A 17,515-nucleotide genomic window follows, 5' to 3' on the forward strand; every position below is an offset into this window, starting at 1 on the left:
TTCACTCGTCCTCGGGGTGATAGGGGCGGGCGTGGCGCGCATTCGCCAAGGCCTCGACCCACCAGTCCAGCCGATGCGCAAAAACCGCCATCGCCGCCTCGGCCGCGGCGGCGTCGTTCGGATCGGTCATGTGCCCCAACTCGTCGAACTTCCGCCAGGGCGAGGCGAAGCTGACGGTGTCGCGCAGTGTGACGGTATGCAGTTCCGCCAGGATGATCCGCAGGGCCTCCAGCGCCCGCAACCCGCCCGAAATGCCGCCATAGCCGATCAGCCCCACGGGCCGGCCCCACCATTCGGCGGTGACAGAATCGATCAGCGTCTTCAGATGCCCCGGTTCGGCGTGGTTGTATTCGGGCGTCACGATGACAAAGCCGTCGAGGTCGGCCATCCGTTCGCGCAGGCGCTTGATGGCGGCGGCATCGCCCATCTGCACCGGCAGCAGGTCGGGATCGGCGGGGTCGATGGTGCGCGTGGCGAAGCCGTGGATTTCCATCTGGCGGATCACCCAGGATGCCACACGGTCGTTGATGCGCCCTTCCCGGATGGACCCCAGGATCACCCCGATGCACTTGCGTTCCGCCATGGCCGTTCCTTGAATTCCTGATCGGGCTGCGCCCCTAAAGACAATCGTCCTTGGTCAAGAACAAGGCGAAAATCCACCGGCTCCTTGCATGTAATCGGCGAAGCCGGGCCAGCAAGGGTGCAGGGGGTGATTTGCATGGATGGCTTGAGTGGCGAAAGCAAGGGCCTGCCTGTTTCGGCAGGCCCTGCGTCCATGCCCTACCCTCGCGCGGCCAGCAGGCTTTCGTCCAGGATATCCAGCGCCTCCTCGAAGACCGCGTCCGGGATCGTCAGCGGCGCCAGGAAGCGGACCACGTTGCCGTAGACGCCGCAGGTCAGCAGGATCAGGCCGCGCTTCAACGCCTCCTCGCGGACGCGGTTGGTGAAGTCGGGGTTGGGGCTGTCGCTGCCGGGCAGGTTGAATTCGACCGCGTTCATGAATCCGGGCCCGCGGATGTCGGCGATCTGCGGGATCTGGTCGCGCGCCGCGGCCAGCCGCTGCTTCAGCCGCTGGCCCAGGCGGGTGGCGCGGTCGCAAAGCCCTTCTTCCTCGATCACGTCCAGCACGGCATGGGCCGCAGCGACGCCCAGCGGATTGCCCGCATAGGTGCCGCCCAACCCACCGGGGTTGGGGCTGTCCATCACTTCGGCCCGGCCCGTGACGGCGCTGATCGGCAAGCCGCCGCCCAGACCCTTGGCCATGGTCACGAGGTCGGCGGCGACGCCGTGATGCTCCATCGCGAACAGCTTGCCGGTGCGGGCGAAGCCGGTCTGCACCTCGTCCGCGATCAGCAGCATCCCGTGATGATCGCACAGCGCGCGCAGTTCCGCCATGAAACCCTGCGGCACCTCGTAGAATCCGCCCTCGCCCTGCACAGGCTCCACGATGATGGCGGCAACGCGCGCCGGTTCCAGGTCGGCCTTGAACAACTGCTGCAATGCCTTCAACGCATCTTCCTTGCTGACGCCGTGCAGCGGGTTCGGGAAAGGCAGGTGCCAGACATCGGGCATCATCGGCCCGAAGCCCGCCTTGTAGGGCTGGACCTTGCCGGTGAGCGCCATGCCCATGAAGGTCCGTCCGTGGAACCCGCCCGCGAAGCTGACGATGCCGGGCCGTCCGGTGTAATGCCGGGCGATCTTGATGGCGTTTTCCACGGCCTCGGCGCCGGTGGTGGCGAAGATCGTCTTCTTGTCGAAATCACCAGGCACCAGCCGGTTCAGCCGTTCCGCAAGCGCGACATAGTTTTCATAAGGCACGACCTGGTGGCAGGTGTGGGTAAAGCGGTCCAATTGCGCCCTCACCGCCTCGACCACCTTGGGATGGCGGTGTCCTGTGTTCACGACCGCAATGCCTGCCGCAAAGTCGATATAGCGGTTGCCGTCCTTGTCCCAGATCTCGGCATTCTCGGCCCGTTCGGCATAGATCTGGGTGGTCATGCCAACGCCGCGCGAAATGGCGGCGTTCTTGCGGTCGGTCATGGTCGTCATCGGAATCGCTCTCCCTTCGGGTTTGGCGGATGCTAGCGCAGCCTTCTTGCCCCGAACAGGCCCGCCCTTGCGCCGGACGACCGGGCGGGCGATGCTGGCACCGCCCACTGTCCGAGGACCGCATGACGATCGCCCGCCCCCTTGCCCTGTTTGCCGCCATGGCCAGCCTTGCCGCCTGCCAGGACGCGGGCGAACGGTCGGTCGCCATGCTGCGCCCCGGCGACACCTTCACCGTGGCCCGCATCGACGGCGCCCCCGCCCCCGCCGGCGTGACGCTGGAGGTTGGCGAAGGCGGCCGCGTCACCGGGCGCGCGCCCTGCAACCGCTACAGCGGCCAGTTGACCGAAAGCGGTGGCGCCATGGCCGTCAGCGGCCTGGTGATGACCCGCATGGCCTGCATGGAGCAAGACCGAAACATGGCCGAGATGCGCTTCGGGAACGCCATGGGCAGCATCACGGGCGCCCGCCGCACCGCCGACGGCATCGCCCTGATCGACCCCGAGGGGCGCGAACGCATCGCCCTGACCAGGCCTGCGGGGCAATAGCCCGGTGTTTCCGATCCGGGACCATAATCCGTCGGAACAAAAGCCATGGATCACCTATGGGCTGATCGCGGCCAACATCCTCCTGTATCTGTCCACCCTGCCGATGGTGGCGGGCGGCGAATGGCTTTGGGTGCGGCTGGCGCTCTATCCGCTGGCCGTGGTGCAGGGGGAATTGCTGTGGGGGCTTGTGACCCACATGTTCCTGCATGGCGGGATCATGCATCTGGCCGGCAACCTGCTGTTTCTGTACATCTTCGGCGACAACCTGGAAGAACAGCTTGGCCGCGCGGGCTTCCTGATCTTCTATCTGCTGGCGGGGCTGGTGGCGGCTGCGGCCCAGATCGCGGCAGATCCGTTCTCGACCATTCCCATGGTCGGGGCATCGGGCGCCATTGCGGGCGTCATGGGCGGCTATCTGCTGCTGTTTCCCCGCGCCAAGGTCGATATCCTGGCGATCTTCATCATCTTCTTCAAGGTCTTCACCCTGCCCGCCTGGATCGTTCTGGGCGTCTGGCTGGCGATCCAGATCTTCGGTGGCTACACCACGCCGACAGACGGGGGCGGGGTCGCCTACTGGGCCCATGCAGGCGGATTTCTGGCGGGGGTCACGCTGGCCCTGCCCCGGTTCCTGCGGCTGGGCGGGCCGACCTTCTGGGCGCGCACCCACGGCCATCCCCCACACCCCGATGCGGTCTATGCGCCCACCCGGATCCCGCGGGTGGGCCGCTAGGGCTTGACGCCCACGCTCATGTGACGCTTGCGGCCAAAGCCGGGGCGGCGTTCGACCCGGAACCCAGCATCGGTCAGCGCCCGGCGCACCGCACCCGCCGCCGTATAGGTGGCAAAGCTGCCGCCGGGTGCGGTGCAGCGCCCGACATGGGCCATGATCGCCTCTCCCCACATTTCCGGGTTCTTCGCGGGTGAAAAACCGTCGAGGAACCAGGCATCGGCGCGGCCCTGCCAGGCGGGCAGGGTCTGCGCCACATCGCCGACCACCAGCCGCAATTCGACGGGGCCGACCCGGATCACCTCGCGGCCCCAGCCTGAGCGAAGCTGCGCCGACAGATCCGCCAGTTCCGGGAAGGCCGCATGGGCCTGTTCAAGCTGCGGCAGGCTCATCGGCCAGGCCTCGAAGCTGGTCATGGTGACGGGCACCGCCGCGACCTGTGCCAGGGCCAGGCAGTTCAGCCCGGTTCCGAAGCCAAGTTCAGCGACGTGAAAGCCCGGCCGCAACCGCGCGGGCAGGTTGTTACCGTCCAGAAAGACATGCCGCGTCTCGGCCAGCCCACCAGCAAGGCTGAAATAGGGATCGTCGAAGCGGGTGGACACCGGCACGCCGCCCTCGCGCCAGTCAAGCTGCGGGTGGCGGGCGGGGTCTGGATCGGATAACGCGCTCATGCCCGTAGCTATGGGAAAGGGACATGTCTTGACAAGCGTCACGATCATCGGCGGCGGCATCTTCGGCCTGACTTGCGCGTGGGAGATGACCCGGCGCGGCGCCCGTGTCCGCCTGATCGAGGCGCATCGGATCGGCGCCGGGTCATCCGGCGGCCATGTCGGCGCGCTTGCCCCCCATGCGCCCGAAAACTGGAATTCGAAAAAGGCCTTCCAGCTGGACAGCCTGCTGATGGCCCCCCCCTTCTGGGCCGGGGTCGAGGAGGCCGCGAACCTGCCCACCGGCTACGGGCGCACCGGCCGGCTGCAACCCGTGGCCGATGCCGCAGCCGCAGACCGCTTGGCCGACCGCATCGCCGCCGCATCGCAACGCTGGCCTGAAGACTGCGCCATGCGCCTGACCGACGCCCCGGACGGCAACCTTTTGCCCGACAGCCCCTCGGGGCTGTGGCTCTTCGACGGGCTGACCGCGCGCCTTGCGCCCCGGGCGGCAGGCGCGGCCCTTGCCCATGCCATCCGCAACCGGGGCGGAGAGATCACCGAGGGTCAGGCCCCCGGCGACCCGGACGGCCCGGTCCTCTGGACGACCGGCACGGCAGGCCTTGCGGATCTGTCGCGCGACCTGGGGCGGGCCATCGGCAAGGGCGTCAAGGGCCAGTCGGCGCTGCTGCGATACGCCGCGGCCGATGCGCCGCAGATCTTCGCCGATGCGCTGCATATCGTTCCCCATGCCGATGGAACGGTCGCCATCGGCTCGACTTCGGAAAATGACTATGACCACCTTGACCCCGACGACCAGATCGACATCCTGATCGCCAAGGCCCGCGCCATCTGCCCTCCATTGCGCGATGCCCCGGTGACCGACCGCTGGGCGGGCGCCCGCCCCCGGGCAAGCAGCCGCGCCCCGATTCTCGGACCCTGGCCCGGCCGCCCCGGTCACTTCGTCGCCAATGGCGGCTTCAAGATCGGCTTCGGCATGGCGCCCAAGATCGCTCAGGTGATGGCCGACCTGATCCTGGACGGCCACGACGCCATTCCCGATGGCTTTCGCCTGACCTGATTTTGCCTTGGTTCAAATATCCTCGGGGGGTCCGGGGGGCGAAGCGCCCCCGGCTTAAACCGGCAGGGGCGAAACCCCGATCACCAGCGGATGCAGGTGCAAAAACGCCGCCCAGATCACCACCGCCACCGCCAACCTTCGCCAAGTCACGCGAAACGCGCCTGGCAGCCCCGACCGCGCCACGCCGGACAGCGCGAAGATCAGCATCCCGCCGAAGAAGATCGCATGGGCCAGATCGCCATTGGCGACCAGATGCACGCCGGCCCAAAGGGCAAAGGCCACCACCAGCCCCGACATGCCCACCGTAAGCGCCCCTGCCAGGACCGCCAGCGGCATGGCGATGTTGACAAGCCACCGGCTCCACAGGGGCTGGTCCCACAGGTGGACATAAGGCGCGCGGCCCGCCGCCAGGATCAGCCAGTACAGCAGCCCGATCGACAGGATGCTGAACGCCGCCAGATACCCCCGCCGCCCCAGCCTTGCCACCAGCCAGCCGCGCGGCCCCGGCAGCGCGGGAATCATGTGGGCGCCCAGAAAACAGGCCCAGGCGGCGATATATTCGATCCATCCAGTCATGCTTCCATCTAGCCGCTTGCAGCCGGAACCGCCAGCGGGTGAAACTGCGGCAAAAAGGACGCGCCCCATGACCACCCGACTGGACCATGCCTTTCAGGCCATCGACGCCGCCAATGCCCGCGATCCGAACCTGGACGAGGGCAAGCCCGCCAACCTGCTTTATGGCCAGCGCATGACGGAACAGCAGCAGCACCTGTTTCCCCAGGCTTCGGACGCGCTGCGCATCGCCTGCCGGGGCCAGCACATCGAACGCTGGCTGTTGCCGCGCGACGCCTATCCGATGGACCGGGCGGGCTATCTGCAATGGCGCCAGGAACAGGGCCGCCGCCATGCCGAGCGCATCGCAGGCATCATGGCGGATGCGGGATACGGCGAAGACGACATCGCCCAGGTCCGCAAGATGCTGACCAAGCAGGGACTCAAGCGCGACGATCAGGTCCAGGCGCTGGAGGACGTGATCTGCTTCACCTTCATCCGCTGGTATCTGGGCGACTTCATGGCGGCGATCCCCGACGAGAAGATGGACCGCATCATCCAGAAGACCGCCGCCAAGATGTCCGCAGAGGGGCGCGCGCGGGCGCTGGAAGAATTTCCCATGCCCGAGGCCCTGGCCCGGCATTTCCGTCCATGATGCGGGCCGTCATCGTCTCCCACGGCCAGCCCGGCGATCCCGGCCCGCAGCAGCAGGCCATCGAGGATCTGGCCGGCCGTGTCGCCGCCTGCGATCCAGGCTGCCCGGTCGCGGGCGCCACGCTGGCCATGCCGGGCGCTCTTGCAGCGGTCGCGGACCTCGACAGCCTGATCTATCCCATGTTCATGGCCGAGGGCTGGTTCACCCGCAGCGAACTGCCCCGCCGCCTGGCCCAGGCGGGTGCAGGCGGGGCGCGGGTGATGCGCCCCTTCGGCACCGACCCCGCCCTGCCCGGCCTGATCGTCGCGCAAGCCCATGCCGCAGCCGCTGCCCGAGGCTGGGCACCGGGGGATACGACGCTGCTGCTGTCCGCACATGGGTCGCAGCGATCGCAGGCGTCGTTCACGATCACCAATGCGCTTGCCGACCGGATCGCCCCTCATTTCGCCCGCGTCGTCACCGGCTTCGTGGAACAGGAACCCTTCATCGCCGACGCCGCGCGGGGGCTGGAGCGCGCCGTCAGCCTGCCCTTCTTCGCGCTGCGGGCGGAACATGTCCTGGACGACCTGCCCGAAGCCCTGGATCAGGCGGGCTTCACTGGCCCGCGCCTCGACCCCATCGGCCTTGCGCCCGAGGTGCCCGCCCTGATCGCCGCCAGCATCCGTGCGGCGCTATAGGTTCCTGGCGTAATAGGCATAGCCCGCGACCTCGATGAAGCCCAGCCGGTCATAGGTCGCCCGCGCGCCGGTATTGGCGCGGCTAACGGCCAGGCCGATCCGAGTGGCGGCCTGCTCGGCAGCCCACAAGGCCACCTGCCGCATCATCCAGCCCGCAAGGCCTCGGCGGCGGAAAGAGGGCAGCACCTCGACCGCTTGGATCATCGCGACCCCTGCCGCAACCGCGGCGAAGGCCGCCCCAGCCGCACGGTCGTCGATGCGGCCCAGGATGGCGGTCCTTGGAACGGACACCCGGTCCATGACCGCCTGCCGCATCGGGTCGATATTGCCGGCGGCCCAGATGTCCCGCTGGATCGCCAAGGGCGGCCAGATCGCAAAGGTGGTCACGGGGGGAATTGTCTGCCCGGTCAGCAAGGCGACCGGTGCCTGCATGATCGCGGTCGGCGTCTCGCGCCGGTATCCGGCTGCCGTCAGGGCGGCGATCAGGGCCGCATCCCCGTCCAGGGCGCGGAACATCGGCCGCTGACCCCAGCCGCGATGGATCGCCTCGGCCCTTGCGATGTCATCCGGCATCCAGGGGCCGATTGCGCGGGCCGAACTGACCCGCCCGCCCGCACCAAGGCCCCGGCCCACGCGGAAACCCCCGGCATCGGCGTATTCCGCTGCCGGCCAGGTATCCTCGAAGGCCTGGGCCAGGGCCGCGTCCATCACAACCCGAGCCGCTGTTTCAGCGCCGCCATCGCCTGGGCCACGCGATCCGCATCAAGGCCCCGCACCACCAGGTTGGTGCCCCAGCCGGTCGGATCCTGGAAGGGATAGGAGCCCAGCGACAGGTCGGGATAATCGTCCGCCACGGCCCGCAACCCCTCGGCCACATCGCTTTCGCCGCGCCGGACTTCGACGCTTTCCGATTGGACGGGGCGGCCTGCGGACAGGCGGGGGATCAGCCAATCGACCATGCCGCGAAACACCTCGGGGACGCCCGCCATGACATGCGTGTTGCCGATGGAGAAGCCCGGCGCACCCGAGACGGCATTGTGGATCAGCGTCGCGCCCACTGGAATGCGGGCCATGCGCAGCCGGTTCTCGGTCAATTCGTATCCCAGCCGGTCGTATCGGGCCTGCAGGATGGCGCGCGCCTCGGGGTGGATCTCGACCGTGGTGCCATGGGCGTCGGCCACGGCATCGGCGGTGATGTCGTCATGCGTGGGGCCGATCCCGCCGCTGGTGAACAGCAGGTCGTAATCCCCGCCCAGGCTGCGGTCCAAGGCACGGATGGCCGCGACGATGCGGTCGTGATCGTCGGCCACCACGCGGATTTCGCGCAGGTCGAAGCCCGTCGCGGTCAGCACCTGCGCCAGGTGATGCGCGTTCCCCTCGCGCGTGCGGCCGGACAGGATTTCGTCCCCGATCACCAGGATCGCCGCCGTCGGATTGTCGGATTGCATCGTTCCGCCCCCTGAAACCTGTGCTGCCCGCATCTATGCGCACGCACGGGGCTGGAACAAGTGGCCTTCCGGGTCTATCTATGCGGCCAGACGAAAGGGATCTTCGATGGACCAGAGCCACATCACCAAGGAAGGCATCCGCATCCACGCGCGCGAGGATTTCGCCGGGATGCACAAGGCGGGTGCCGTGGCGTCGCAGATCCTGGACGAGGTGGGGCCGCTGGTCCAGCCCGGCGTCACCACCGGCGCGCTTGACGAATTCATCACCCGCCGCATCGCGGAGCTGGAGGTCACCTCGGCCACCATCGGTTATCGCGGCTATGAACATGCAAGCTGCATCAGCGTGAACCATGTGGTCTGCCACGGCATTCCGGGCGACAAGGTTCTGGCGAATGGCGACATCCTGAACATCGACGTGACGGTGATCGTCGATGGCTGGTATGGCGACACCAGCCGGATGTATGTGGCGGGCAAGGCCCCGATCAAGGCGAAACGGCTGATCCAGGTCACGCATGACGCGCTGATGAAAGGGATCGAGGCCGTGCGTCCCGGCGCGACCTTCGGCGATATCGGCGCGGCGATCCAGGCTTACGCCGAAGGGCGCGGCATGTCGGTGGTGCGCGATTTCTGCGGGCACGGGTTGGGCCGCGTCTTCCACGCCCCGCCCAATGTGCTGCATTTCGGCCGCCCCGGCAAAGGGCCGATGCTGGAAGAAGGCATGTTCTTCACCATCGAGCCGATGATCAACCTGGGCCGCCCCGAAACCAAGGTCCTGGCCGACGACTGGACCGCCGTGACTCGCGACAAATCCCTGTCGGCGCAGTTCGAACACGCGATCGGCGTGACCGCCGACGGATGCGAGATTTTCACGTTGTCCGACAAATTCTTTCCCGAACTGGACTGACCGCCCCCGCGATCAGCCCCGGCCCTGCGGTTCCGGCTTGACCCGCATCACTGCGCAATACAGCGCCGGCACGAAAACCAGCGTGATCAGCGTGCCCGCGATGATGCCGCCCATCATCGAAAAGGCCATCGGCCCCCAGAACACCTGGCGCGAGATCGGGATCAGCGCCAGCGACGCCGCCGCGGCTGTCAGCAGGATCGGCCGGGCACGGCTGTCTGACGCCTCGAACACGGCCTGCCAGGGGCTGCGGCCCTTGTGCAGCAGTTCCTGGATCTCGTGGACCAGGATGACCGAGTTGCGGATCAGGATGCCGATCAGCGCAAGGATCCCCAGGATCGCGACAAAGCCCATGGGCACGCCAAACGGCACCAGCACCGCGACCACCCCGATCAGGCCCAGGGGCGCCGCGGCAAAGACGATCAGCGACAAGCGGAAGCTTTGCATCTGGGCCATGACCAGAAAGGCCATGATCAACAGCATGACGGGCACCACCGCGGCGATGGGTTCCTGGCTGTCGCCCGAGGTTTCGACCGTGCCGCCCACCGTGATCGTCACGTCCGAGGGCAGGCTGTCCTGGAACTCGGCCACGGCGGGGGCAAGGGCGTTGACCAGCGTGGCGGGCTGGTCCTTGGTCGCCACATCGGCCTTGACCGTCACGGTGGGAAGCCCGTTGCGCTGCGCGATCAGCGGCTGTTCGGTCGCATAGTCCAGCGACACGACCGAGGACAGCGGCGTTCCCTCGCCATTCGGCAGCCGCAGTTGCAGGTTGCGGATCGATTCGATCGAGGTGCGGTCCTCGGCCTGCCCCCGTCCCACGACGTCGATCAGGAAGATGTCGTCGCGCAACTGGGTGATGACCTGCCCCGAGAACAGCGCCGACAGCGTATCGGCCACGTCCTGGCTGGTCAGGCCCAGCCGCCGCACCTGGTCCTGGTCGATTTCCAGCCGCACCACGCGGGCAGGCTCGTTCCAGTCCATCGAGATGTCGCGCAGCCGCGGCTCCCCGGCCAGCACGGCCGCAAGGCGGCGGGCGGTGTCGCGGGCGGCATCCGCATCGGGGGCGCTGACGCGGTATTGCACCGGCTTGCCGACCGGCGGCCCAATTTCCAGGTTCTTCACATAGATGTCCACGCCGGGAAACTCGCGCGCCGCCTTGTCCATCAGCAGCGCCTTCAGCCGGTCGCGCGCCGCAAGGTCGGGCGTCTGGATCACGATCTGGCCCATATAGGGTCCGGGCGTCGGCACATCCATCGCCAGCACGAAGCGCGGCGCGCCGGTGCCGACATAGGATGTCCAGAACAGCACGTCCTCGTTCCCCGCCAGGACCTGTTCCAGGCGGTCCATGTCGTCGCGCGTCCGGGCGATCGAGGTGTTCTGGCGTTCGACGATATCGACCAGAACCTCGGTCCGGTCCGAGGTCGGGAAGAACTGCTGTTCCACAAAGCGCATCCCCCACAGGGACAGGGCGAACAGCGCCAGCGTGACCGCGATCACGATCCACTTGAAGCGCATCGACCACAGCAGCAGCGCGTGGAAGCGGCGGCGCAGCCAGCCGGGCTTCAGTTCATGATGGGCGTCATAGCGGCGCAGGAAGGTCACCCCCAGAAGCGGCGCGAACAGCACGGCCACGATCCAGGACACCACCAGCGACACGGCGATCACCACGAACAGCGAGAATGTGAACTCGCCCGCCGCCGAGCTGTTCAGCCCGATCGGGATGAAGCCGGCAACGGTCACCAGCGTCCCCGTCAGCATCGGAAAGGCGATCGAGGTCCAGGCATAGCTGGCGGCTTTTTCCAGTGTTTCGCCGATCTCGAGCCGGGATATCATCGTCTCGATCGCGATCATCGCATCATCGACCAGCAGCCCAAGCGCGATGATCAGCGCCCCCAGCGAAATGCGCTGCAGGGTGATGCCGTAAAGATCCAGGATCACGAAGGTGATGGCCAGGCACAGCGGGATGGTCATGGTCACGACCATGCCGGCGCGCAGGCCCAGGCTGATGAAGCTGACCACAAGGACGATGATCACGGCCTCGGCCAGGGCCGTGACGAAATGGCCCACGGCATCCTCGACCACATGGGGTTGGTCGGCAACCTTGGCCATCTCGATCCCCACGGGCAGTTCAGCGGCCACGCGCGACATCAGCGCGTCCAGATCCTTGCCGAATTCCAGAATGTTCTCGCCTTCGCGCATCCCGACCTGAAGGCCGATGGCGGGCTTGCCGTTATAGCGGAACAGCGATTGCGGCGGGTCTTGGTAGCCGCGCCGCACGCTTGCCACGTCGCCCAGGTTGAAGAACCGTTCGCCCACCCGCAGGTTCACGGCGGCGATGGCATCCGCATCGTCGAACTGCCCGCCCACGCGGACCAGCACCTGTTCCGGCCCCGCCTGGATCACCCCCGACGGCACGATGGCGTTCTGCTGGGCCAGCGTGGCCACGACCTGCTGCTGGTTCAGCCCCAGGGCTGCCAGCCGCGCGGCCGAGAATTCAAGGAAGATCTGCTCGGACTGCTCTCCCAGAAGCTCGGTCCGGCCGGCGGCGTCCAGGGCGGCCACCTGCTTGCGGATGCGTTCGACCCGGTCGCGCAATTCGCGCGGGCTGTATCCGTCGGCGGTAAAGGCATAGATGTTGCCGAAAACGTCGCCGAAATCGTCGTTGAACTGGAAGCCCGCGAATTCCTGCGGAAACTCGGGCCGGATATCGGACATCATCTCGCGCACGCGTTTCCAGATGTCGGGCACCTGCGGGCCGCGCGTGGTCGGCAGCAGTTCCAGATAGACGACCGCCTGTCCCGGCATGGTGACAGAGCGGGTGAAATACAGTTCGTCCAGTTCTTCCAGCTTCGTTTCGATGCGGGTCGTGACCTGGGTCAGCGTTTCTTCCACGGTGGCGCCGGGCAGGGCCGCGCTGATCACCATGATCTTGATGGTGAAGTTCGGGTCTTCCTCGCGGCCCAGGTTGTTATAGCTGATGGTCCCCGCCACCAGCGAGATGATCAGCAGGAACCATACGAAGCTGCGATGGTTCAGCGCCCAGTCCGACAGGTTGAAACGCTTCACGGCTGGACCCTTTCCCCGACCGGCTGACCGTCCGTCAGGGAATTCACGCCCCGAATGACCACCTCGTCCCCTGGCTCCAACCCCTGTCCAAGCAGGATGCGGCCCTGGAAATCGCCGGCGGCGGTAATCGGCACGGCCTCGACATGGGCGCCGTCGTCGCCGCGCTGCACGCGCCAGACATGGGGGATGCCGTCCCGGTGGAAGATGGCGGTGCTGGCCAGGGTCAATACGGGTTCACTGGCGGTTCCCAGGCGCGCCCGGATCAGGGCGCCAAGGCGAAAGGGCGCATCCGCCGGAAGGGTCAGATACAGCCTGCGCGTGCGGGTCGCTGCGTCCGCGACGGGATCGACCCGGTTCAGGACCGCCCGCACCTGGCGGTCGGGATCGGTCCGTTGCCAGATCGAAAAGACCGCGTCCGCAGGCAAGCCCGCAAGGGCCGCTTCGGGCAGGTCGATCACGGCTTCGCGTTGATCCTCGGCCGACAGTTGCAGGACCGGCGTTCCCGCGCCCAGAACGCTGCCGGGAACTTCGTAGATGGCGCTGACCACGCCCGAAAAAGGCGCGGTCATGCGCGCATAGCCCTGGGCGTCGCGGGCCTGGACCAGGGCCGATCGGGCCTGTTCGGCCCCGGCCTCGGCGGCGGCGGCGGCGCGTTGGGCCTGTTCCAGTTGCGCGGTGCTGGCCACGTTGCGGGCGACCAGGGCCTCGGCGCGCTCCAGAGTGAGGCGGGCGGTGTCGCGTTGAACCTCGGCCGCGGCCAGGGCGGCTTCGGCGGCGCGGGTCGTCGCGGCCAGATCCTCGGCCGCGAGGTTGGCCAGCACGTCGCCCTGCCTTACGCGGTCGCCCAGATCGACAGGGCGCGACACCATCCGGCCAAGCGTCTGGAAGGCCATCGTCACCTGCGTCCGGGACGCCACCACGCCGGGAATCCAGCGTGCGTCCTGACCCCGATCCTCGACGATTTCAGAAACTACAGGCCGGGGGGGAAGGGTTTCCTCGGCCTGCGACGTGAAATCCAGCCATGACGGCAATTCCAGCGCATGGGCGGGCAAGGACATTGCCAGGACTGCCGACAGGACGACCAGCACCTTCACGGCAGCACCTCGGCCTTCTGGACCTGGCGTCCGGGATACAGCAACTGCGAGCCAGCGCCCACCACGACGTCGCCCGGCGCGATGCCGTCGGACAGATACACGACGCCATTGGCGAACTGGCCGATGGTGACGGGCACAAGACTGACGCGGTTGTCGGCATCGACGCGCCAGACGGCCGGATGGTCGCCGTCGCGCATCAGCGCCGTCCAGGGCACCGCGATGCCCCGATCGACGGCAATGTCCAGATGCCCCCGCACGGCCGCGCCCAGCAGGGCGGTATCGGCGGACATATCCTCGATGGCGACGCGGATCGTCACCGTTCCTGTCGCAGGATCCACCAGGGGCGAGATTTCCGTGACCCGGCCCTGCATTTCCGGGTGGTCGATGTCGATGGTGTCAAGCCGGACCGGGCTGCCCATGGCGCTGTCCAGCCGGGGGTGGTCGGGGGCGTCGAACACCGCCTCCAGTCCGTCCAGAACCGCAAGGGTCAGCACCGGTTGCGCGGCGCCGACGATCTGGCCCGGCGCCATGTCCCGGGCGGTCACGACCGCATCCCGGGGCGCGCGCAGGATGGTGTCCTGAACCGCCCGCCGGGCCTGGTCCAGCGTGCTTTCAGCACGCTCGAGCGCTCCCTGCGACTCTGACAGGGCGCGCAGGGCATCATCGCGCGCGGCACGGGTGCCGACGCCACGCGCAAGCAGGCCTTCGGCACGATCGCTGGCCTGGCGGGCCTGGGACAGCCCGGCCCGTGCGGCATCCAGCCCCGCTTCGGCCACGCGCAGGGCCTGATCCTGCTGGACCGAATCAAGCCGCGCCAGTTCCTGCCCCCGGGCCACCCGGTCGCCTTCGTCCACCAGCACGCGGGTCACGCGCCCGGCTTGGCGAAAGCTCATCTGCACGCTGTCGGTGGCGGCGATGCTGCCGGACAGCTGCAGGTCGAACCTAACCGTCTGTTCCTGGGCAGCGACCAGTTCGACACGCAGCAGGTCACCTTGCGCAAGCGCCGGATATCCGGGCAGGCCCAATACGAAGACGACCCATGCAAACCGACCCGACCACATGAAACAGATCCTACCAAATGTCGCATATGTGCGGCACAAACAGGCCCGGGGGAAGCCCTCTGCCCCTACGTCACGGCGGCCCTTTGCTGAAACCTTTCAACATTCCAGCTGCCGTCGCGCAGAATACGGGCCAAGGCATCCACTGCCCGTCCGACATCGTCCAGATCGTTGTAAAGCGGCGCGAACCCGAATCGCAGCACGTCGGGGGCACGAAAATCGCCGATGACCCCTGCCGCGATCAGCGCCTGCATGACCGCATAGCCCTGGGGGTGGCGGAAGCTGACCTGCGATCCGCGCCGGGCCGGATCGCGCGGGGAATTCAGCACGACGTCCGGGCAGGCCGCCTCGACCCCTGCGATGAAGGCTTCGGTCAGCTCGATCGACCGGGCGCGCAGGTCGGCCAGGCCGACATCATCCCACACGTCCAGGGCCGCGTCCAAGGCGGTCAGGGCAATCACAGGGGGGGTGCCGACACGCATCCGCTCGATCCCCGGCGCGGGCCGATAGCCCAGGTCAAAGGCGAAAGGCGCGTCATGGCCCATCCAGCCTTGCAGGATCGGCTGGGCGGCATCGGCATGGCGGGGATGGGTCCAGATAAAGGCCGGCGCGCCCGGCCCGCCGTTGAGATACTTGTAGGTGCAGCCGACCGCGAAATCGGCATCCGCGCCCGTCAGATCCACATCGACCGCCCCTGCGGAATGGGCCAGATCCCACAAGGCCAAGGCCCCGGCGTCATGGGCGCGGGTCGTCAACGCGGCCATGTCGTGGCGGCGGCCGGTGCGGTAATCGACCTCGGTCAGCATCAGGACGGCGAGGTCGCCGGTGATCGCGGCCTCGACCTCCTCTGGCGCGACGACGCGCAATTCGGCGCCAACCGCGCGGGCCAGCCCTTCGGCCACATAAAGATCGGACGGGAAATTGCCGCTGTCCGACAGGATCACCCGGCGGCCGGGGCGCAGGGCCAGCGCGGCGCTGAGCGCCTGGAACACCTTGATCGACAACGTGTCGCCCATCACCACCTGCCCCGGCCCCGCGCCGATCAGGCGGGCGATGCGGTCGCCGACCTTGCGCGGCTGGACATACCAGCCCGCCTTGTTCCAGCCGGTGATCAGCATTTCCGACCATTCCTCGGCCATCATCCGGGCGACCCGTTCGCTGGCCGCGACAGGCATCGGTCCCAGCGAATTGCCGTCCAGATAGGTGATCCCCTGGGGCAGGTGAAAGGCGCGGCGGGTGGCGGCAAAATCGGTCATGGCAAGGTTCCCTGTCTTGACCGCAGGCTATCAGCAGCCTTTCCTGCCGAAAAGAGAGGGCAGCATGATCTATCACGTCACAGACTGGGACGACGCCTATGCGAACGGCGCCCATATCCCGCAGGCCGAAAGCTTCGTGCCCCGCTGGCAGTCCGCCGCCGCAGCATTCAGGGAAACCCACCCGCCCAGGCCGTTGGGACGCGGGCATCTGTTTCATCCTGACGGTATGCCGAAAGGGCTGATGATCTTCATCCACGGCGGATACTGGATGCGGTTCGAGCCCGGCATGTGGTCGCATCTGGCCGCGGGTGCCCTTGCGCGTGGCTGGGCGGTGGCCATGCCTGGCTATGCGCTGGCCCCACAAGCCCGCATCGGGCAGATGGTGACCGAGGTGGCACAGGCGATCACCCAGGCGGCGGCACAGGTGGACGGCCCGATCGCGCTGACCGGCCATTCGGCGGGCGGACATCTGGCCGCGCGGATGGTTTGTGACGACGGCACGCTGCCCGATGCGGTGGCCGCGCGGGTGAGGGCTTGCGTCCCGATTTCTCCTCTGACCGACCTGCGCCCGCTGATGCGGACCGCGATGAACGAGACGCTGCGCCTGGACGTGGCCGAGGCCGCAGCCGAAAGCCCCGCCCTGCTTATCCCGCGCCCCGGCATCCCCGTCACCACCTGGGTCGGCGGGGCAGAGCGTCCCGAATTCATCCGCCAGGCGCGCCTGCTGGCGAATGTCTGGGCGGGTCTGGGCGCCCCGACTGAGTGCGTGATCGACCCCGGCCGCCACCATTTCGACGTGATCGACCAGCTGGAACAGCCCGGCAGTCCCCTGCTGGAGCGGCTGCTCAGCCGGTGAAATCAGCCAGCCTCGCACCGGTCAGGTCCAGCAGCCGGTTGGGCGCGATGGCGAAGATGTGGCGGGGCGTCCCCGCCGCCGCCCAGACGCGGTCAAAGTCCAGAAGGCGCGGGTCGAAGAAGGCCGTTACCGGCTTCAGGTGCCCTACCGGGGCCACGCCGCCGATGGCAAAGCCCGTTTCCTCGCGGATCAGCACGGCATCGGCCTTGCCCAGCGGCTGCCCCGCGACGGCCGAGGCGCGGGCCGGATCGACCCGGTTGCCGCCAGCGGTCAGGAACAGGACGACATGGCCCGTATCCTGCCCCCGGAAGATGATCGACTTGGCGATCTGATCGACCGCGCAACCCGCCGCCCGCGCCGCATCCTCGGCGGTGCGGGTGCTGTCAGGCATTTCCAGGATCTCGGTCGCCACCCCTGCCCCGTCCAGGGCCGCCCTGACCCGCGCCACGCTCTTGCTCATCCTGTCCCCCGCGCCATGCGCCTTGCGCTTTGGCGTCAGCCGTGTTGTTGCAAGACCGATCATCACCGGAGATCGCCATGAACGTCTATACCCTTCTGGTCGAGGTGGGCCGGGCCAAGAACGACGGCCTGCCCGACGGCTCGACCGGCGCCGCGCTGATCTGCTATGCCGCCGGAAAGGACGAGTCCGAGGCGGTGCGCGAAACCGTGGCCATTCTGAAGCAGGCGGATCTCGCGCCCCTGGACGTGACCGGCTACGGCACTCTGGACGAGCGCCTGGCCGAAGGGCACGAGATCGACGACGAGGAACGCGCCCTGATGCAGCGCGCCCTGGACGAAAATTCGGTCATCATCGCGCAGATGCAGCCCTTCTTCAAAGGCTGCGAAGGGGCGTCGGACGACGGCGAAACGCTGCACTGAAGGGCCTGCGGGCCTATTCAACCC

Annotated in this window: 19 protein-coding genes; 8 read left to right on the top strand and 11 right to left on the bottom strand. The window is 67.7% G+C overall.

What is annotated here, in order from left to right:
* Position 1: 1 nt before the first annotated feature.
* The gene (locus RAH32_RS07805; RefSeq protein WP_306606835.1) at positions 2–583 is read right to left on the bottom strand and encodes an NADPH-dependent FMN reductase; all 582 of its coding nucleotides are present in this window, start codon (positions 581–583) and stop codon (positions 2–4) included.
* 197 nt (positions 584–780) lie between these two features.
* A complete protein-coding gene (locus RAH32_RS07810) occupies positions 781–2,049 on the bottom strand; it encodes a 4-aminobutyrate--2-oxoglutarate transaminase (protein WP_306606837.1) in 1,269 nt (422 codons plus the stop codon).
* Between the two features lie 122 nt (positions 2,050–2,171).
* Here RAH32_RS07810 and RAH32_RS07815 point away from each other — a divergent pair, with 122 nt between their 5' ends.
* Positions 2,172–2,594, top strand: coding sequence for an META domain-containing protein (locus tag RAH32_RS07815; RefSeq protein ID WP_306606839.1), 423 nt, complete (start codon positions 2,172–2,174; stop codon positions 2,592–2,594).
* 4 nt (positions 2,595–2,598) lie between these two features.
* Positions 2,599–3,324 (top strand): rhomboid family intramembrane serine protease, encoded by a 726-nt coding sequence (locus RAH32_RS07820; RefSeq protein ID WP_306606841.1) that lies wholly within the window; start codon positions 2,599–2,601, stop codon positions 3,322–3,324.
* Here RAH32_RS07820 and mnmC2 read toward each other — a convergent pair.
* A complete protein-coding gene (gene mnmC2, locus RAH32_RS07825; RefSeq protein ID WP_306606843.1) occupies positions 3,321–3,992 on the bottom strand; it encodes a tRNA (5-methylaminomethyl-2-thiouridine)(34)-methyltransferase MnmC2 in 672 nt (223 codons plus the stop codon). The genes RAH32_RS07820 and mnmC2 overlap by 4 nt on opposite strands.
* A 10-nt stretch (positions 3,993–4,002) precedes the next feature.
* Here mnmC2 and RAH32_RS07830 point away from each other — a divergent pair, with 10 nt between their 5' ends.
* Positions 4,003–5,049 (top strand): NAD(P)/FAD-dependent oxidoreductase, encoded by a 1,047-nt coding sequence (locus RAH32_RS07830; RefSeq protein ID WP_306606845.1) that lies wholly within the window; start codon positions 4,003–4,005, stop codon positions 5,047–5,049.
* 54 nt (positions 5,050–5,103) lie between these two features.
* Here RAH32_RS07830 and RAH32_RS07835 read toward each other — a convergent pair whose 3' ends face one another.
* The gene (locus tag RAH32_RS07835; RefSeq protein WP_306606847.1) at positions 5,104–5,625 is read right to left on the bottom strand and encodes an NnrU family protein; all 522 of its coding nucleotides are present in this window, start codon (positions 5,623–5,625) and stop codon (positions 5,104–5,106) included.
* A 67-nt stretch (positions 5,626–5,692) separates the two neighbouring features.
* On the opposite strand from RAH32_RS07835, the gene RAH32_RS07840 reads away from it, so the two are divergent.
* Together RAH32_RS07840 and RAH32_RS07845 are read left to right on the top strand one after the other, a co-directional pair.
* Complete coding sequence (locus RAH32_RS07840; RefSeq protein WP_306606849.1) at positions 5,693–6,256, top strand: DUF4202 domain-containing protein; 564 nt, start codon at positions 5,693–5,695, stop codon at positions 6,254–6,256.
* Positions 6,253–6,933, top strand: a complete 681-nt coding sequence (locus tag RAH32_RS07845; RefSeq protein WP_306606851.1) for a CbiX/SirB N-terminal domain-containing protein — start codon at positions 6,253–6,255, stop codon at positions 6,931–6,933. Before RAH32_RS07840 ends, RAH32_RS07845 begins: the two co-directional genes overlap by 4 nt.
* Here RAH32_RS07845 and RAH32_RS07850 read toward each other — a convergent pair.
* Positions 6,928–7,641: a GNAT family N-acetyltransferase gene (locus RAH32_RS07850; RefSeq protein WP_306606853.1), complete on the bottom strand. Its 714-nt coding sequence runs from the start codon at positions 7,639–7,641 to the stop codon at positions 6,928–6,930. The two genes, RAH32_RS07845 and RAH32_RS07850, sit on opposite strands and share 6 nt — an antisense overlap.
* Positions 7,641–8,381, bottom strand: a complete 741-nt coding sequence (locus RAH32_RS07855) for a competence/damage-inducible protein A (RefSeq protein ID WP_306606855.1) — start codon at positions 8,379–8,381, stop codon at positions 7,641–7,643. Before RAH32_RS07855 ends, RAH32_RS07850 begins: the two co-directional genes overlap by 1 nt.
* 106 nt (positions 8,382–8,487) lie before the next feature.
* Here RAH32_RS07855 and map point away from each other — a divergent pair, with 106 nt between their 5' ends.
* Positions 8,488–9,285, top strand: a complete 798-nt coding sequence (gene map / locus RAH32_RS07860; RefSeq protein ID WP_306606857.1) for a type I methionyl aminopeptidase — start codon at positions 8,488–8,490, stop codon at positions 9,283–9,285.
* Positions 9,286–9,297: 12 nt separating this feature from the next.
* Here the strand turns inward: map and RAH32_RS07865 are convergent, their stop codons facing one another.
* The 4 genes from RAH32_RS07865 to kynU all read right to left on the bottom strand — a co-directional run bounded on the left by RAH32_RS07865 (position 9,298) and on the right by kynU (position 15,756).
* The gene (locus RAH32_RS07865) at positions 9,298–12,348 is read right to left on the bottom strand and encodes an efflux RND transporter permease subunit (RefSeq protein WP_306606859.1); all 3,051 of its coding nucleotides are present in this window, start codon (positions 12,346–12,348) and stop codon (positions 9,298–9,300) included.
* Positions 12,345–13,442 carry an efflux RND transporter periplasmic adaptor subunit gene (locus RAH32_RS07870; RefSeq protein ID WP_306606861.1) on the bottom strand — a complete coding sequence of 366 codons (1,098 nt, stop codon included), beginning with the start codon at positions 13,440–13,442 and terminating at the stop codon, positions 12,345–12,347. The genes RAH32_RS07865 and RAH32_RS07870 overlap by 4 nt, the downstream gene beginning before the upstream one ends.
* Positions 13,439–14,503 carry an efflux RND transporter periplasmic adaptor subunit gene (locus RAH32_RS07875; protein ID WP_306606863.1) on the bottom strand — a complete coding sequence of 355 codons (1,065 nt, stop codon included), beginning with the start codon at positions 14,501–14,503 and terminating at the stop codon, positions 13,439–13,441. Before RAH32_RS07875 ends, RAH32_RS07870 begins: the two co-directional genes overlap by 4 nt.
* A 65-nt stretch (positions 14,504–14,568) precedes the next feature.
* Positions 14,569–15,756 carry a kynureninase gene (gene kynU, locus RAH32_RS07880; RefSeq protein ID WP_306606865.1) on the bottom strand — a complete coding sequence of 396 codons (1,188 nt, stop codon included), beginning with the start codon at positions 15,754–15,756 and terminating at the stop codon, positions 14,569–14,571.
* A gap of 16 nt (positions 15,757–15,772) precedes the next feature.
* Here kynU and RAH32_RS07885 point away from each other — a divergent pair, with 16 nt between their 5' ends.
* A complete protein-coding gene (locus RAH32_RS07885; protein ID WP_306606867.1) occupies positions 15,773–16,612 on the top strand; it encodes an alpha/beta hydrolase in 840 nt (279 codons plus the stop codon).
* Here the strand turns inward: RAH32_RS07885 and RAH32_RS07890 are convergent.
* Positions 16,602–17,072 (bottom strand): YbaK/EbsC family protein, encoded by a 471-nt coding sequence (locus RAH32_RS07890; RefSeq protein ID WP_306606869.1) that lies wholly within the window; start codon positions 17,070–17,072, stop codon positions 16,602–16,604. The two genes, RAH32_RS07885 and RAH32_RS07890, sit on opposite strands and share 11 nt — an antisense overlap.
* A gap of 77 nt (positions 17,073–17,149) precedes the next feature.
* Here RAH32_RS07890 and RAH32_RS07895 point away from each other — a divergent pair, with 77 nt between their 5' ends.
* On the top strand, positions 17,150–17,491 hold the full coding sequence (locus RAH32_RS07895; RefSeq protein ID WP_306606870.1) for a DUF8846 family protein: 342 nt from the start codon (positions 17,150–17,152) through the stop codon (positions 17,489–17,491).
* The last annotated feature ends 24 nt before the right edge of the window (positions 17,492–17,515 follow it).

Source organism: Paracoccus yibinensis, from assembly GCF_030846195.1.
GTDB classification, from domain to species: Bacteria; Pseudomonadota; Alphaproteobacteria; order Rhodobacterales; family Rhodobacteraceae; genus Paracoccus; species Paracoccus yibinensis.

Excerpts from the sequence above, each read along its gene's own strand:
- RAH32_RS07855 (WP_306606855.1), bottom strand. The coding sequence starts at position 8,381 with ATGCAATCCGACAATCCGACGGCGGCGATCCTGGTGATCGGGGACGAA.
- RAH32_RS07875 (WP_306606863.1), bottom strand. The coding sequence starts at position 14,503 with ATGTGGTCGGGTCGGTTTGCATGGGTCGTCTTCGTATTGGGCCTGCCC.
- kynU (WP_306606865.1), bottom strand. The coding sequence starts at position 15,756 with ATGACCGATTTTGCCGCCACCCGCCGCGCCTTTCACCTGCCCCAGGGG.
- map (WP_306606857.1), top strand. The coding sequence starts at position 8,488 with ATGGACCAGAGCCACATCACCAAGGAAGGCATCCGCATCCACGCGCGC.
- RAH32_RS07840 (WP_306606849.1), top strand. The coding sequence starts at position 5,693 with ATGACCACCCGACTGGACCATGCCTTTCAGGCCATCGACGCCGCCAAT.
- RAH32_RS07895 (WP_306606870.1), top strand. The coding sequence starts at position 17,150 with ATGAACGTCTATACCCTTCTGGTCGAGGTGGGCCGGGCCAAGAACGAC.
- RAH32_RS07830 (WP_306606845.1), top strand. The coding sequence starts at position 4,003 with ATGGGAAAGGGACATGTCTTGACAAGCGTCACGATCATCGGCGGCGGC.
- RAH32_RS07845 (WP_306606851.1), top strand. The coding sequence starts at position 6,253 with ATGATGCGGGCCGTCATCGTCTCCCACGGCCAGCCCGGCGATCCCGGC.
- RAH32_RS07810 (WP_306606837.1), bottom strand. The coding sequence starts at position 2,049 with ATGACGACCATGACCGACCGCAAGAACGCCGCCATTTCGCGCGGCGTT.
- RAH32_RS07850 (WP_306606853.1), bottom strand. The coding sequence starts at position 7,641 with ATGGACGCGGCCCTGGCCCAGGCCTTCGAGGATACCTGGCCGGCAGCG.
- RAH32_RS07815 (WP_306606839.1), top strand. The coding sequence starts at position 2,172 with ATGACGATCGCCCGCCCCCTTGCCCTGTTTGCCGCCATGGCCAGCCTT.
- mnmC2 (WP_306606843.1), bottom strand. The coding sequence starts at position 3,992 with ATGAGCGCGTTATCCGATCCAGACCCCGCCCGCCACCCGCAGCTTGAC.
- RAH32_RS07835 (WP_306606847.1), bottom strand. The coding sequence starts at position 5,625 with ATGACTGGATGGATCGAATATATCGCCGCCTGGGCCTGTTTTCTGGGC.
- RAH32_RS07805 (WP_306606835.1), bottom strand. The coding sequence starts at position 583 with ATGGCGGAACGCAAGTGCATCGGGGTGATCCTGGGGTCCATCCGGGAA.
- RAH32_RS07890 (WP_306606869.1), bottom strand. The coding sequence starts at position 17,072 with ATGAGCAAGAGCGTGGCGCGGGTCAGGGCGGCCCTGGACGGGGCAGGG.